15 protein-coding genes and 1 other RNA gene are annotated in these 14,461 nt (G+C 33.3%); 9 read left to right on the forward strand and 7 right to left on the reverse strand.

Going from position 1 to position 14,461, the window contains the following annotated elements:
* Positions 1 to 80 precede the first annotated feature (80 nt).
* The 3 genes from A8975_RS06545 to A8975_RS06555 are packed head-to-tail and all read left to right on the forward strand — an operon-like array spanning position 81 to position 1,303.
* Complete coding sequence (locus A8975_RS06545) at positions 81 to 725, forward strand: peroxiredoxin (protein ID WP_134199230.1); 645 nt, start codon at positions 81 to 83, stop codon at positions 723 to 725.
* Between the two features lie 9 nt (positions 726 to 734).
* The gene (locus tag A8975_RS06550; RefSeq protein WP_129760289.1) at positions 735 to 1,043 is read left to right on the forward strand and encodes a thioredoxin family protein; all 309 of its coding nucleotides are present in this window, start codon (positions 735 to 737) and stop codon (positions 1,041 to 1,043) included.
* Positions 1,044 to 1,045: 2 nt separating this feature from the next.
* The gene (locus tag A8975_RS06555; RefSeq protein WP_129760290.1) at positions 1,046 to 1,303 is read left to right on the forward strand and encodes a DUF6952 family protein; all 258 of its coding nucleotides are present in this window, start codon (positions 1,046 to 1,048) and stop codon (positions 1,301 to 1,303) included.
* A gap of 60 nt (positions 1,304 to 1,363) precedes the next feature.
* Here the strand turns inward: A8975_RS06555 and A8975_RS06560 are convergent, their stop codons facing one another.
* From A8975_RS06560 to A8975_RS06570, 3 genes are all read right to left on the reverse strand, one after another.
* Positions 1,364 to 1,831, reverse strand: coding sequence for an ankyrin repeat domain-containing protein (locus A8975_RS06560; protein ID WP_134199232.1), 468 nt, complete (start codon positions 1,829 to 1,831; stop codon positions 1,364 to 1,366).
* Positions 1,832 to 1,904: 73 nt separating this feature from the next.
* Positions 1,905 to 4,124 carry a catalase/peroxidase HPI gene (gene katG / locus A8975_RS06565; protein ID WP_134199235.1) on the reverse strand — a complete coding sequence of 740 codons (2,220 nt, stop codon included), beginning with the start codon at positions 4,122 to 4,124 and terminating at the stop codon, positions 1,905 to 1,907.
* 193 nt (positions 4,125 to 4,317) lie between these two features.
* On the reverse strand, positions 4,318 to 4,896 hold the full coding sequence (locus A8975_RS06570) for a fasciclin domain-containing protein (RefSeq protein ID WP_208325362.1): 579 nt from the start codon (positions 4,894 to 4,896) through the stop codon (positions 4,318 to 4,320).
* 195 nt (positions 4,897 to 5,091) lie between these two features.
* On the opposite strand from A8975_RS06570, the gene A8975_RS06575 reads away from it, so the two are divergent.
* On the forward strand, positions 5,092 to 5,328 hold the full coding sequence (locus A8975_RS06575; RefSeq protein WP_131507050.1) for a putative signal transducing protein: 237 nt from the start codon (positions 5,092 to 5,094) through the stop codon (positions 5,326 to 5,328).
* Between the two features lie 35 nt (positions 5,329 to 5,363).
* Here A8975_RS06575 and A8975_RS06580 read toward each other — a convergent pair whose 3' ends face one another.
* Positions 5,364 to 6,992 (reverse strand): ABC-F family ATP-binding cassette domain-containing protein, encoded by a 1,629-nt coding sequence (locus A8975_RS06580; protein ID WP_129760294.1) that lies wholly within the window; start codon positions 6,990 to 6,992, stop codon positions 5,364 to 5,366.
* A 185-nt stretch (positions 6,993 to 7,177) separates the two neighbouring features.
* Between A8975_RS06580 and A8975_RS06585 the strand changes: the two genes are divergently transcribed.
* Complete coding sequence (locus A8975_RS06585; RefSeq protein WP_134199237.1) at positions 7,178 to 8,596, forward strand: TlpA family protein disulfide reductase; 1,419 nt, start codon at positions 7,178 to 7,180, stop codon at positions 8,594 to 8,596.
* Positions 8,597 to 8,659: 63 nt separating this feature from the next.
* On the opposite strand, the gene fsa is transcribed toward A8975_RS06585, so the two are convergent.
* The 3 genes from fsa to ffs all read right to left on the reverse strand — a co-directional run bounded on the left by fsa (position 8,660) and on the right by ffs (position 10,422).
* Positions 8,660 to 9,313, reverse strand: a complete 654-nt coding sequence (gene fsa / locus A8975_RS06590; RefSeq protein WP_129760296.1) for a fructose-6-phosphate aldolase — start codon at positions 9,311 to 9,313, stop codon at positions 8,660 to 8,662.
* 123 nt (positions 9,314 to 9,436) lie between these two features.
* The gene (locus A8975_RS06595; RefSeq protein ID WP_134199239.1) at positions 9,437 to 10,240 is read right to left on the reverse strand and encodes an SDR family oxidoreductase; all 804 of its coding nucleotides are present in this window, start codon (positions 10,238 to 10,240) and stop codon (positions 9,437 to 9,439) included.
* 83 nt (positions 10,241 to 10,323) lie between these two features.
* Positions 10,324 to 10,422: signal recognition particle sRNA small type (gene ffs / locus A8975_RS06600), an RNA gene on the reverse strand.
* A gap of 85 nt (positions 10,423 to 10,507) precedes the next feature.
* On the opposite strand from ffs, the gene A8975_RS06605 reads away from it, so the two are divergent.
* From A8975_RS06605 to A8975_RS06620, 4 genes are all read left to right on the forward strand, one after another.
* Positions 10,508 to 11,545, forward strand: coding sequence for a glutaminyl-peptide cyclotransferase (locus tag A8975_RS06605; RefSeq protein WP_131507056.1), 1,038 nt, complete (start codon positions 10,508 to 10,510; stop codon positions 11,543 to 11,545).
* A 1-nt stretch (position 11,546) separates the two neighbouring features.
* Positions 11,547 to 11,936, forward strand: a complete 390-nt coding sequence (locus tag A8975_RS06610) for an acyl-CoA thioesterase (protein WP_134199242.1) — start codon at positions 11,547 to 11,549, stop codon at positions 11,934 to 11,936.
* 93 nt (positions 11,937 to 12,029) lie between these two features.
* The gene (locus A8975_RS06615) at positions 12,030 to 12,767 is read left to right on the forward strand and encodes a carboxypeptidase-like regulatory domain-containing protein (protein ID WP_134199245.1); all 738 of its coding nucleotides are present in this window, start codon (positions 12,030 to 12,032) and stop codon (positions 12,765 to 12,767) included.
* Positions 12,768 to 12,887: 120 nt separating this feature from the next.
* The gene (locus tag A8975_RS06620; RefSeq protein WP_134199246.1) at positions 12,888 to 14,450 is read left to right on the forward strand and encodes a hypothetical protein; all 1,563 of its coding nucleotides are present in this window, start codon (positions 12,888 to 12,890) and stop codon (positions 14,448 to 14,450) included.
* The last annotated feature ends 11 nt before the right edge of the window (positions 14,451 to 14,461 follow it).

Genomic DNA, 14,461 nt, shown 5'->3' on the forward strand with positions numbered 1-14,461 from the left:
TTATTTATTTCTATCAAAACACGCTGTTTAAGTCCTTATGTTTGTAGTGAAATTAATAATCACTTAAAAAATAAATAAACATGGCATTCGTAGGAAAACAATTTCCAGATTTAAATGTAAACGCAATGAACGAAATGGGTGACACCTTTAAATTAAACGTTCTTGAAGAAGCAAAAAACAATAACAAAAAAGTAGTATTATTTTGGTACCCGAAAGATTTCACTTTCGTATGTCCTACTGAATTACACGCTTTTCAAGCTGCTTTAGGTGAGTTTGAAAAACGTAACACTATAGTAATTGGAGCTTCTTGTGATACTGCTGAAGTTCATTTTGCTTGGTTAAGTACTGCTAAAGATAATGGTGGAATTGAAGGTGTAACTTACCCTCTTTTAGCTGATTCTAACAGAAACTTAGCATCAACTCTTGGTATTTTAGATATCTCTAACGAAACTTACAACGAAGAAACTGGAGTTGTAACTGTAGATGGTGATAACGTAACTTACAGAGCTACTTACATCATTGATGAAGAAGGTATCGTACAACACGAGAGCATCAACAACATGCCACTTGGTAGAAATGTAAATGAATATTTAAGAATCATCGATGCTTTAACTCACGTACAAGAAAAAGGTGAAGTTTGTCCTGCTAACTGGGAAGAAGGTAAAGATGCAATGCAAGCTAATGCTAAAGGTACAAAAGAGTATTTAAAAGCACACTTAAACTAAGTATTAGTTATGGTTCAAGAATTAGATCAAGACAATTTACAAAGTATAGTTTCTGAAAACGATACAGTTGTTGTGCAATACTCAGCAACTTGGTGTGGAAACTGTCGTATAATGAAGCCAAAGTTCAAGAAATTAGCAACAGAAAATGAAAATATTACTTTCGTTATTGCTGATGCTGAAAAATTTCCTGAGAGTAGAAAATTAGCAACTGTAGACAACTTACCTACGTTTGCTACTTTTAAAAATGGTGAATTCAAAAATCAAGTACAAACTAATAAGTTCGATGTTTTAAAAGAACTTGTTGATGAAGTTATTTAATTATGAAGTTACCAGTAATAAAACAATTAACCCAGTTTATCGAAGATAATGACGAAGACTTCGTATTAGAGACTATTGAAACCTTAGAAAACCTAACCGAAGTACCATCATTAAAAGATGAAGAGTTAGATGTTATAGGTGAATTAATTTCTAATATGTATGGTGCAATTGAAGTACACAAAATGGTAAAAGATGGCACACCAAAAAAGGAAGCTTTAAATACTTTTATGTCTCGTGTTCTTGGATCTATCGATAAATAATAGCATTAATTGAAAAAGAAGAATAAAAAACCACTTCAAATGAAGTGGTTTTTTTATGTTTTATAATTTCTCTGCTATTGTCTTTAGTTCTTTTTCTTTAGCATAATCCAAAGCTGTTTTACCTTCTAAATCTTTAAGTGATTTATCAGCATTATGAGCTAAAAGCACATCTACAACTGCCTCTTGGTTATATTGTGTTGCATACATTAAAGCGGTTGTACCATTATTGTTTTGCGCATTTACATTAGCATTATGTTTTAGCAACATCTCAACTAATGCAAGATTTCCTTTAAAACTCACTCCTATTAAGGCTGTATTACCAGAAGCATCCTTTCCATTAATATCTGCATGATGCTCTAATAACACTTTAGCAATATCTTCCTTATCAAAGTAGCTAGCAAAAATTAAAGGCGTAAAACCTCTTGCATCAGTTATACTAACTAGTTTAGGGTTTCTATCAAGTTGAAGTTTTATATTTTCGGTATTACCAGACTGTATGGTTCTAAAAAATAATTCGTTTTCGTTCATATCTATGTATTCAATAAAAAAAGGAACACATTACATAACTAATGCATTCCTTTTTAGAGTTACTATTTATCAATTATTTCAAATCAAATCTATCAGCATTCATCACTTTAGTCCAAGCTGCCACAAAATCTTTAACAAATTTCTCTTCAGCATCATCGGCTGCATATACTTCAGCAACAGCTCTTAATTCAGTATTTGAACCAAAAATTAAATCGGCACGAGTACCTGTAAACTTCACTTCACCAGTTCTTCTATCTCTTCCTTCAAATAATTGGTCATCACTAGAAGTTGCACTCCATGTGTAGGTCATATCTACTAAATTCTTGAAAAAGTCATTGGTAAGATGCCCTACATTATCAGTAAATACTCCATGCTTAGAACCATCATAGTTAGCACCTAAAACTCTTAGACCTGCTACTAATACTGACATTTCAGGAATAGACAATGCCATAAGATTAGCTTTATCTACTAATAAATCTTCAGCAGCAACCTTAACATTAGAATTCATATAATTTCTAAATCCATCGCCTAGTGGTTTTAAATAGTTGAATTGCTCAACATCAGTTTGCTCTTGAGTAGCATCTCCTCTACCTTGAGCAAAAGGCACTGAAATAGTATGACCTGCATTACTAGCAGCTTCTTCTATAGCCGCAACACCTCCTAGTACAATTAAATCTGCCATAGAAATTGTTCCGTTAAATTGGTTTTGAATGCCTTCATAAACGCCCAAAACTTTATTTAATTCTTCTGGATTGTTTACTTTCCAACTGCGTTGTGGCTCTAATCTTAATCGTGCTCCATTTGCTCCACCTCGCTTATCAGAATCTCTATACGTTGAAGCTGAAGCCCAAGCTGTTCTTACCAATTCAGAAATTGACAAACCTGAGGCTAAAATCATTTTCTTTAATGAGGTAATATCACTATCGCTTAGTTTATAATCCACTTTAGGAACAGGATCTTGCCAAATTAATTGCTCACTAGGAACTTCTGGCCCTAAGTAACGATCAATTGGTCCCATATCTCTGTGCGTTAACTTATACCAAGCTCTAGCGAAAGCATCTTCAAAAGCTTTGTGGTCTTTATGAAAGCGTTGTGAGATTTTTAAATATTCAGGATCTGTTTTTAAAGCAATATCTGCTGTAGTCATCATTAAGGCTTGCTTCCCATTTGGGTCACCTGCTTTTGGAGCCATACGTGCTTTAGACGCTGCTGTTGGCGTCCATTGATGTGCTCCTGCAGGACTTTTGGTTAATTCCCAATCATAATTTAATAACACATCAAAATAATCGGCATCCCATTGCGTTGGGTTTGGTGTCCAAGCACCTTCAATACCACTAGTAATTGTATCGTCTAACACACCACTTTTATAAGTGTTTTTCCAACCAGTACTCATTTGTTCTATTGGTGCACCATGTGGTTCAGCACCTACATATTGACCAGGATCTGCAGCTCCATGTGCTTTACCAAAAGTATGGCCTCCAGCAACAAGAGCAACTGTTTCTTCATCATTCATAGCCATACGACCAAAAGTTTCTCTTACATCTTTAGCAGAACCCATTGGGTCTGGTTTTCCATCTGGACCTTCAGGGTTTACGTAAATCCATCCCATCATAACAGCAGCAAGAGGGTCTTCTAAATCTCGTTCATTGTAGTTATCGCTATTTCCATAACGCTCTTCGTTTGCTCCCCATTCTGTTTCGCTTCCCCAATATACATCTTGCTCAGGTTCCCAAATATCTTCTCGTCCACCAGCAAAACCAAAGGTTGGGAATCCCATAGACTCTAACGCACAGTTTCCTGCAAGAATCATTAAATCTGCCCACGAGATTTTATTACCGTACTTCTTTTTTATTGGCCATAATAATAATCTTGCTTTGTCTAAGTTTCCGTTATCTGGCCAGCTATTTATTGGTGCAAAGCGCTGATTACCTGTTCCTGCTCCTCCACGACCATCTCCAACTCTGTAAGTACCTGCACTATGCCATGCCATACGAATCATAAAACCTCCATAATGGCCATAGTCTGCAGGCCACCAATCTTGCGAGTCGGTCATAAGATTTAAAACATCTTGTTTTAATTCTGCAAAGTCTATGCTATTAAATGCTTCAGCATAATTAAAATTTTCTCCTAGTGGATTCGATTTTGCAGCATGTTGTCTTAAAATATTTAATTTTAATTCATTTGGCCACCAATCTCTATTCTTTACTCCACCTCCACCAACAGTATTTTGCTTTCCGCTTAAAAAAGGACACTTGTTTGGGTCTGAATTGTTAGAATGATTATTGTTTTCCATTTTTATTATTTTTTTATGATTCTATATTCTATAAAATTAAGAAAAATGCATCCTAAAAGATTAAAAATTACATTTTTATAAATAATATTATTATTGATAAAACTTATAGAAAATAAAATTTCAATAACAAACAATAATTAAAACAGAAAAAAGGTCTCAATTGAGACCTTTATTAATGACTAATACAACTTTATTATGATTTTGGAAGAAGCACTGTATCAACAACGTGTATAACTCCATTGGATTGGTTAACATCTGATATTGTAACTTTAGCTGTGTTACCATTTTCATCAGTAATGTAAACATCTCTTCCTTTGGTCCATGCTGTTAACCATCCACCACTTACAGTTTCTATTTTTGCTTTTCCATTTCCTTTCTTAATCATTCCCATAACGTCACTAGCACTCCATTTTCCTGCAACCACATGATATTTTAATACAGTTTGCAGTGTAGAGATGTTTTCTTCCTTTAATAGGTTTTCAACTGTGCCCTTTGGCAACTTACCAAAAGCATCATTTGTAGGTGCAAAAACTGTAAAAGGTCCCTCGCTCATTAACACATCAACTAATCCTGCTGCTTTAACTGCTGCAACTAGTGTAGTGTGGTCTTTAGAGTTTACAGCATTTTCTACAATATTTTTACTTGGGTACATTGCAGCTCCACCTACCATTTTGGTATCCTCTTTCTTCATTTTGCTTTGTGCTATAGTATTTGTGCCTATAGTAAATGTTGCTAACAAAATAATTGAACTGAATAATTTAATCTTTTTCATAATACTTTAGATTTAAGTTTATAATTGTTTGGTATATAAACGAAAAAACTCATCAAGCGGTTTTTAAAAAAAATAAAAGTCCTTAGTAATTCATCAAACTAGTCATGCTTTATTACCTTGTTAAATTTTTGTTTTATTTTGAAATTCTATGGTACTTTTTTTGTATCTTATAGAAAGAATTTAAAGCGAATTATTATGGAGGATGTTAATTATATAAAAGTGTTTTCAGGTAATTTTATTATTGTGCAATTGGTATTGGACAGATTACAAAGCATTGGCATTAATGCTATTATTAAAGACGAGTCAGAATCTGGTAGGCTTGCTGGTTTTGGGTCATCTATTCAAGGATTTCAAGAACTCTTTGTTAACAAAGACGAATTGGACAACGCACTACCCATTGTAGAATCAGTAAAGTCTGAACTTAAAGTATAAAAAAAATCCTGATGAATTTCATCAGGATTTTAGTTTTAAGATGCTGTTACAGCGTACATTTTTTCTCTTTGCTCCTTTATCTTTTTATCATCCATATACTCATCAAAAGTCATATATCTATCAATAATTCCGTTAGGAGTTAGTTCTATTACTCTATTTGCAACCGTTTGGGCAAACTCGTGGTCATGTGTTGTAAACAAGACTGTTCCCTTAAAGTTTTTTAATGAGTTGTTGAATGCTGTAATACTTTCTAGATCAAGGTGGTTTGTTGGTTCGTCCAACATTACAACATTAGCTCTCATCATCATCATCCTACTCAACATACAACGCACTTTTTCTCCTCCAGATAATACATCGGCAGTTTTTAAGGCTTCTTCACCACTAAAAATCATTTTCCCAAGAAAACCTCTAATGTAAACCTCTTCGCGTTCTTCTTCGGTAGTTGCCCATTGACGTAACCAATCTACAAGCGTAAGTTTGTTTTCAAAATACTCGCTGTTATCGAGTGGTAAATAAGATTGAGAGGTTGTGACTCCCCAAGCATACTTACCAGAATCGGCTTTTTCTTTTCCGTTAATAATTTGATAAAACGCGGTAGTTGCTCTAGAGTCCTTAGAATACACTACTACCTTATCTCCTTTAGCTAAGTTGATATCTACATTTTGAAATAGTACTTCACCATCAATTGAAGCTGATAAGTTTTCAACGTTTAAAATTTGATCTCCTGCTTCTCTTTCTCGTTCAAAAATAATTGCAGGATAACGTCTGCTCGATGGCTTAATTTCAGAAATATTAAGCTTATCAATCATTTTCTTTCTACTGGTAGCTTGCTTAGATTTTGCGACATTGGCAGAAAAACGTCTAATAAATTCTTCAAGCTCCTTTTTCTTTTCTTCAGCTTTTTTGTTTTGTTGTGCTCTTTGTCTTGCTGCTAATTGTGAAGACTCGTACCAAAACGTGTAATTACCTGAGAAGTGATTGATTTTTCCAAAATCAATATCAGAAATATGTGTACATACTGCATCTAAAAAGTGACGGTCGTGAGATACCACAATAACGCAGTTGTTATAATTGGCTAGGAAATTTTCTAACCATGAAATTGTTTCATAATCCAAGTCGTTGGTAGGCTCATCCATTATAAGAACATCTGGATTTCCAAATAAGGCTTGTGCCAATAACACTCTTACTTTTTGCTTACCATCTAAATCTTTCATTAAGGTATAATGAAGATCTTCTTTGATGCCTAAGTTAGACAACATTGCTGCAGCATCGCTATCGGCATTCCAACCGTTCATTTCTTCAAACTGTACTTGCAGCTCTCCAATTTTTTCAGCGTTTTCATCAGTATAATCTGCATAAAGCGCATCTATTTCTGTTTTTAACTTAAATAATGGTTTATTTCCCATTATTACAGTTTCTAACACAGTATGCTCGTCATATAAATTGTGCTCCTGCTCTAAAACTGACATACGCTTACCTTGCTCTAGGTGAACGTGACCAGATGTAGGATCCATTTTTCCTGATAAAATCTTTAAAAAAGTAGATTTTCCTGCTCCATTAGCTCCAATAATACCATAGCAATTACCTTGATTAAATGTGGTATTTACCTCATCAAACAAAATACGCTTACCAAATTGAACCGAAAGATTAGATACTGTTAACATAGTGTCTATTTTAATTTTTTGCAAAAGTAGAAAAATGAATCCATAAAGAAGAAACTTAAAGCTGTTTTTTCAATGTATTAAAAAAGCTTGCAACTCAAGTTTTAACAGCGTATTAACAACACATATACGTTTCAAATTTTATTTTTGTGTGATATGCATATTTAGCCTACGTTATAGTAATATATATGAAGTTTTACATCATAAGTTTTTTAGCATCTGTATTGGTTTTTGGATGCAAAGATATTTCAACTGAAAACAGTGATTACACCTATTTTGGCGGTGAAATTATTAACCCTAAAAATAATCACGTTACATTATACAGTCCAGAAACTGGATACGATACTTTATTTCTTGATAAGCAGAATCGTTTTTTAAAAAAGCTGGAGACTTTTAAACCTGGTTTATTTTCTTTTATGCATGGAGGCGAATACCAATTGGTACTTTTAGAGCCTAGTGATAGTATTATGCTTAGACTAAACACTATAGATTTTGACGAGTCTTTAGTATTTACAGGTCTTGGTTCAAAAAAGAACAATTACCTGATTAAAACATTTTTAGAAAATGAAATTGAAATAAAAAAGCGTAATACGTTTTGCCGAATGTCGCCTGAAGAGCTTGAATCGTATTTAGACTCTACAAAAAAAATAAAGCTTGAAGAATTAAATAGTTTCTTAGACAAGAAACCTTTTTCTGACTTATTTAAGTCTATTGCTGAAGCCAATATTGACTACAATTACTATTACTATAAAGAAATTTACCCTTTTGGTTACTACGGTAATCATCAACTAGCCCATTACAAAGATTTGCCTCAAGATTTTTATGATTACAGAAAAGAGATAGATTATGGACTAGACCATTTAAGTGAATATCCAAGCTACAATCAATTTATGCTAGCTCACTTTAATAATTTGGCACTTACTGATTATTATGACAACGTAGCTTACCATGAAGCTTTTGACAAACAATCGCTTAACTATAATCTAGAAAAATTACGATTAATAGATAGTTTAGTTACCTCTAATAAAGTTAAAAACTACCTATTGAAAATTAACACCAGAGAGTTTGTTTACAATAGTACAGACTCTGATGAAATTTCTCAAGTTTTAAACTCTTACTTAGAAAAAGCAACTGACGATAATGACAAAAAAGATATAAATAAGCTGTTAACTATTTTAAATAATTTAAAACCAGGAAAAAATTTACCAAATGCAGAACTTGTAGGTTTTAATGATGAAGATGTTATGCTGAATAGCTTAATATCTAAACCAACAGTTATTTATTTCTGGTCTTCAAACAACGATTTAATTTTTAAGAATAGCCACTACCGAACCAAACGCCTAAAAGCTAAGTTTCCTGAGGTAGAGTTTATTGCTATTAATATTAACAACGACGACAAAAAATACTGGAAAAGCACGCTACAAAACTCAAAATTTCCAACCCAAAACGAATATCGATTTAAAGATAAAAGCATGTCTAATGTTTTGGCTATCAACTCAATTTACACTGTAATTTTAGTTGATGATGACGGTAAAATAGTGACCTCTAGAGGAAGCCTCTTTAATAAAGATTTTGAAAACGAGATACAAACGCTCGTTAGCAGATAAACCCAATAAAAAAACTCCTGAATAATTCAGGAGTTTTCTTTTTCTATATATTAAATCTAATTCTTAGTTACCCTTTTTATAATCGGCTAAAAACTTCTCTAAACCTATGTCAGTAAGTGGGTGTTTTAATAACCCTGTAATTGAACTTAAAGGTCCTGTCATTACATCTGCTCCTAGTTTAGCACAATCAATTACGTGCATTGTATGACGCACAGAAGCTGCTAAAATTTCAGTATCAAACCCATAGTTATCATAAATTTGACGAATTTCAGCAATAAGGTTTAATCCATCAGTTGAAATATCATCTAAACGTCCAATAAAAGGCGACACATATGTTGCTCCTGCTTTTGCAGCTAATAAGGCTTGTCCTGGAGAAAACACTAAAGTTACGTTGGTTTTTATACCTCTATCACTAAAGTATTTACATGCTTTTACACCATCTTTAATCATAGGTAATTTAATAACTATTTGATCGTGTAATTCAGCTAGTGCTTCACCTTCTCTAACCATACCTTCAAAGTCAGTAGAAATAACCTCAGCACTTACATCACCATCTACAATGTTGCAGATATCAACATAATGTTTTAAAATGTTGTTTGTTCCTGTAATACCTTCTTTAGCCATTAAAGATGGGTTTGTAGTTACACCATCTAAAATACCCATATCTTGAGCTTCTTTGATTTGATCTAGGTTAGCTGTATCAATAAAAAATTTCATGTATTTAATTTATTTGTTGTGTTATTTAAGTTGCAAAATTACAATTTATATGCAGGTTTTAATTAGAAATATTATGAAATAATATTAACAATCTACGGTAGTAAAAAACGAAATGGATTACTATTACAGCTTATAATGTTTCATCAGCATTTTTTCATACACCTTGTCTGGCAAAATGCGCTTTAAAACAATAGAAAACTTTTGCATAAACTCACCTACCTTATAGTGGGCTTTTGGATTTTTAGTATTTATCACTTTATAAACTGCTTTTGCCATTAACAATGGGTCTTTTCCACTATCAACATGCGCATCCATTAGTTTTAACGTGTTCCCATAAGGTGTTTTATAAGGCGACTGTTCTTGTACTGGTGCATGGTAACGACCAGCAGCAATATTAGTAGCAAAATCTCCTGGAGCAATATTGGTCATTTCAATATTAAAATCTTTAATCTCCATTCTAAAGGCTTCGGTAATTAATTCCAACGCACCTTTACTTGCACTGTAAACACCTCTGTATGGCAATCCCATGTATCCAGCAATAGAGGTGATATTGATAATTAGTCCACTTTTTTGCTTACGCATTTGTGGCAATACCGCTTTTATTACATTGATAGGTCCAAAAAAATTAGTTTCAAAATTACGTTTTATCTCCTCGTCTGGTATTTCTTCAATAGGTCCAGTAATTCCAGCTCCTGCATTATTAACCAAGACATCTAGTCGACCTTCTTTGTCTATAATAGTTTGAACAACTTTGGTAATAGTTTGGGTATTTGAAACATCTAAAGCTAAAAGGTTTAACTTACTTTCAGAATATCGCTCAGGATTTCTACTGGTTCCATAAACAACAAATCCTTTTTCTAAAAGAAACTCTCCAATAGACTTCCCTATTCCTGAAGAACCTCCTGTGATTAAAACAACTTTAGACATAAACTATAATTAATACTGTAAAATTAACAATGTAATATTCATTCAGAAGAAAAAGTGAAAAAGATTTGAGTTTTGGGTACAAAAAAAGGCAAGCTACCTACATCACACCGCTACGACCGCGTACCTTTGCTGCGTTCCCGCCCTGGAGGATTAAACAGGAGCTGGTTGTGTAGGACTTGCCGACTGCAAAGATACAACCTTTTAATACTTTTGCAATAGTTTTTTAAACTGAATTTTATTAAATAAATTGCTTCAAAATTTATAGGCATGAACAACAGCTTTAAACTATTATCAATCACACTTTTAGCCTTATCTCTATTTGCTTGCGGAAGTAGTACCGAAACTAAAAAACATAACTTTTCGCTTCAAACTAATGCTAAAAACAACGTTATAACCTTAGGTGAAACCTTAAATCTTTCTATAAAGAACCCAAAAAATGAAACTATAACTGCTGTATCTTATAAAATTAACGACAAACAGGTTTCTGAATCTTTTGCAACAAACGATTTAAAATTAGGTGTTCAAACTCTAACAGCAACTATTAGCTACGACGATACGACTGCTGATGTGTCTACAAAAATTACTGTTTTAAATAATACCAAGCCTAAGATTTACACTTATAAGATTGTAAACACCTATCCTCACGACATTACATCTTACACGCAAGGTCTTGAGTTTTACAATGGTGAATTGTATGAAAGCACAGGACAATACAGAGAATCTAAACTGAGAAAAGTAGATTATAAAACTGCCGAAGTTTTAAAGAACATCAACTTACAGAGCCAATATTTTGGTGAAGGCTTAACCGTTTTAAACGATAAAATCTATCAATTAACATGGAGAGAAAACACAGGCTTTGTTTATGACGTCAACAGTTTTGAGAAGTTGAGCAGTTTCACCTACGGAAAAAGCAACGAAGGTTGGGGACTTTGTAACGATGGTACTCGTATTTTTAAAAGTGATGGTACAGAGAATATCTGGTTGCTAAATCCTGAAACTCTTGCCGAAGAAGAAACCATACAAGTGTATAGAGAAAAAGGAAAAGTTGTTGGCTTAAACGAATTGGAATGGGTTAACGGAAAAATATACTCTAACCTATATCAATTTAATGGTGTAGCTATCATCAATCCAAAAAATGGCGCTATGGAAGCGGTTATCGACTTTTCACCTTTACGCAAACTAGTTACACAACATCAAGGTCTAGACGTACTTAATGGTATTGCCTATAATCCTGATACCAATACTTTATTTGTAACAGGAAAACGTTGGGATAAACTTTTTGAGGTTGAAATTATCGAGCAATAGCATGCAAACTTTTGAAACCCAAATTACTGTTTCCAATCAGCATCTAGATATGCTCAACCATGTAAACAATGTACAGTATGTACAATGGGTTCAAGATATAGCTGAACAACATTGGAACGCGAGAGCAACACCAGAAATCCTTGATACGTTTTATTGGGTAATGTTAAGCCATCACATACGCTATAAAGGTGAAGCAATTTTAAACGATGTGATTACTCTTAAAACATTTGTAACCAAAGCCGAAGGTGCTAAATCTACTAGAGTTGTAGAAATCTACAACCAGCAAACCAATAAATTACTAACTACCTCAGAAACTGAATGGTGCTTAATGTCTAAAACAACACATCGACCAACACGCATTACTCCAGAAATTGCGACACTCTTTAGTTAAAAATTGCCTAAAACCGTTGTTAAAGTTTCTTAATCCTGAATTAGCTGTGCAGTTATTTCTCTTTATTTGAAATAACCAACTAAGCTATTACAATTGAAATCATTATCAATCACTCTCTTTCTTTTAGTCTCACTGTCTTTAAATGCGCAACAACTAAAAGGTATTGTTTACGACACTGAAGCTACAGTAAAAGGTGCAAAAATCATTAATAGCACACAACACATACTTTCCTATACTAACGACGAAGGTGTTTTTAATATCAGTGCTCAACCTAATGACACTTTAGTGTTTAGTTCACTCTTTCATCATGAAAAAACAATTGTTGTAACCTCTGAACATTTTAAAGAAGACACTGTTATAGAACTTAAAAAAATCACTAATGAACTCGATGAAGTTGAAATTTTAAAAGCCAAAGAGAAAAAGTTCGATTCTATAGTATATACTGAAGAGTTTAGCACACAAATCAACAACGACTATAAAGAAAGACCTTATTTATACCAACCACCTCCTAGTGGCAATATGGATTTTGTTGCTATTGCAAAGCTAATTGGCAAGCTCTTTAAAAAGAAAAACAAAACTCCAGAAATAGTTTATGCAGAAACTGAAGATTTTATTCACCTGTTTGAAACACATTCGTTTTTTAACTCACGAATGCTCACCAAAGAGCTAAAGATACCTAATGAATATCATCAACTGTTCTTTGACTTTTGTAGTGCAAAAAACATCAACAAAGCATTAATTGACACCAACCAAGAACTTCCGCTATTGGATAGACTAAACACCTTGAGTAAAGAATTTAATTTGATGCTAAAAGAACAACAGCAAGATTAAAACATTAACTACAAAGTCTTTTAACCTCAAAAAATGAACAAATAATTTTTCGTCTTTATAATAAAAATATGACTTCAAAAGTTATATTTTTGGCATATTGCTACAGATAAAGACATTAACATGAAAAAAATTCTATACTTCGTATTCACACTTTTTGTTCTCGTATTTTGGAGTTCTTGTCGTGAGGATTTCGATTTTTCTCCAAGTACTGGTAACCTTGAGTTCTCTAAAGACACTGTATATCTAGACACTGTGTTTACTAATATTGGCTCAAGTACTTACAACCTTAAAGTGTATAACCGAAGTAATGATGATATTGTAATCCCAACGCTTAGACTTGGACAAGGCGAAGCTTCTAACTACCGCTTAAATGTCGATGGAATGGCAGGAAAGGAATTTCAAAACATCGAACTATTGGCAAAAGATAGCATGTACGTGTTCATTGAAACCACAATAGATATTGAAGCACTTGCTGCTAGTGACAATCAGTTTTTATATACTGATGTCATTGAATTCGATTCTGGTAGTAATTATCAAAAAGTGGACTTGGTAACCTTAGTTAAAGATGCTGTATTTATTTACCCAAGCAAAGATGCTAATGGTGTTATTGAAACATTGGCTTTTGATGTAGATGGTGATGGTACACCAGACCAGACCGAAATTCAAGGTCGCTTTTTAGAAAATGACGAACTCACTTTCACCAACGAAAAACCTTATGTTATTTATGGTTATGCTGCTGTAAACGAAGGTGAAACCCTTACAATGGAAGCTGGAGCAAGAGTCCATTTTCATGCTAATTCTGGGCTTTTAATTACTAATACTGCGTCATTACAAATTAATGGTGCATTAAGTACTGACCAAGATATTTTAGAAAACGAAGTCATTATACAAGGAGACCGTTTAGAACCACTTTATGAAGACATTCCTGGACAATGGGGAACCATTTGGTTATATAATGGTAGCACAAACAACAGCATTGATTTTGCGACTATTAAAAATGCAACTGTAGGTGTTTTAACCGAAGGCAACCAAAACGATCCTAACAAATTAAACATCACTAACTCTAAAATTTACAACTCTAGTAACTTTGGTATTTTGGCTAGAGCTAGTGCTATAACAGGAGAAAATCTTGTAATTAACAACTCTGGTCAGTCGTCATTTGCTGGAACTTTTGGTGGAACTTACAATTTTACACACTGTACCATTGCCAACTATTGGGATAGTAGTTTTAGACAATTTCCTTCAGTGTTTTTAAATAACTATTTGTTAGATGAAAACGAAAATGCTACGCCTAATGTGTTAGACGCTAATTTTAATAACTGTATCATTTACGGAAATGATAATCCTGAGATTATTTTAGATGAAAATGATGGAGCCGATTTTGGTTTTAAATTCACCAATTGCTTGATACGATTCCAAGACAACAACAATAACTTTCCTGGTGACAACTATAATTTAAACAATAGTGAGCTTTATGATAATTGCATCTTCAATAGTGATCCTGATTTTAAACTTCCTTTTGAAAACGATTTAAGAATTGGTGAAGATTCTGGAGCAAACAACTTAGGCAATGACTTATACGACTTTTTTGCTGCCCAAGTGCCTGTTGATATTTTAAACACTAACAGAACCACAAGTCCTGATTTAGGAGCATATCAGCATATTATATTTGAAGAAGATTAATGCAATAAAAC

The sequence above is a fragment of the Meridianimaribacter flavus genome (assembly GCF_004366715.1).
In the GTDB taxonomy this organism is placed as follows: domain Bacteria; phylum Bacteroidota; class Bacteroidia; order Flavobacteriales; family Flavobacteriaceae; genus Gaetbulibacter_B; species Gaetbulibacter_B jejuensis.

Excerpts from the sequence above, each read along its gene's own strand:
- A8975_RS06545 (WP_134199230.1), top strand. The coding sequence starts at position 81 with ATGGCATTCGTAGGAAAACAATTTCCAGATTTAAATGTAAACGCAATG.
- A8975_RS06550 (WP_129760289.1), top strand. The coding sequence starts at position 735 with ATGGTTCAAGAATTAGATCAAGACAATTTACAAAGTATAGTTTCTGAA.
- A8975_RS06555 (WP_129760290.1), top strand. The coding sequence starts at position 1,046 with ATGAAGTTACCAGTAATAAAACAATTAACCCAGTTTATCGAAGATAAT.
- A8975_RS06560 (WP_134199232.1), bottom strand. The coding sequence starts at position 1,831 with ATGAACGAAAACGAATTATTTTTTAGAACCATACAGTCTGGTAATACC.
- katG (WP_134199235.1), bottom strand. The coding sequence starts at position 4,124 with ATGGAAAACAATAATCATTCTAACAATTCAGACCCAAACAAGTGTCCT.
- A8975_RS06570 (WP_208325362.1), bottom strand. The coding sequence starts at position 4,896 with ATGAAAAAGATTAAATTATTCAGTTCAATTATTTTGTTAGCAACATTT.
- A8975_RS06575 (WP_131507050.1), top strand. The coding sequence starts at position 5,092 with ATGGAGGATGTTAATTATATAAAAGTGTTTTCAGGTAATTTTATTATT.
- A8975_RS06580 (WP_129760294.1), bottom strand. The coding sequence starts at position 6,992 with ATGTTAACAGTATCTAATCTTTCGGTTCAATTTGGTAAGCGTATTTTG.
- A8975_RS06585 (WP_134199237.1), top strand. The coding sequence starts at position 7,178 with ATGAAGTTTTACATCATAAGTTTTTTAGCATCTGTATTGGTTTTTGGA.
- fsa (WP_129760296.1), bottom strand. The coding sequence starts at position 9,313 with ATGAAATTTTTTATTGATACAGCTAACCTAGATCAAATCAAAGAAGCT.
- A8975_RS06595 (WP_134199239.1), bottom strand. The coding sequence starts at position 10,240 with ATGTCTAAAGTTGTTTTAATCACAGGAGGTTCTTCAGGAATAGGGAAG.
- A8975_RS06605 (WP_131507056.1), top strand. The coding sequence starts at position 10,508 with ATGAACAACAGCTTTAAACTATTATCAATCACACTTTTAGCCTTATCT.
- A8975_RS06610 (WP_134199242.1), top strand. The coding sequence starts at position 11,547 with ATGCAAACTTTTGAAACCCAAATTACTGTTTCCAATCAGCATCTAGAT.
- A8975_RS06620 (WP_134199246.1), top strand. The coding sequence starts at position 12,888 with ATGAAAAAAATTCTATACTTCGTATTCACACTTTTTGTTCTCGTATTT.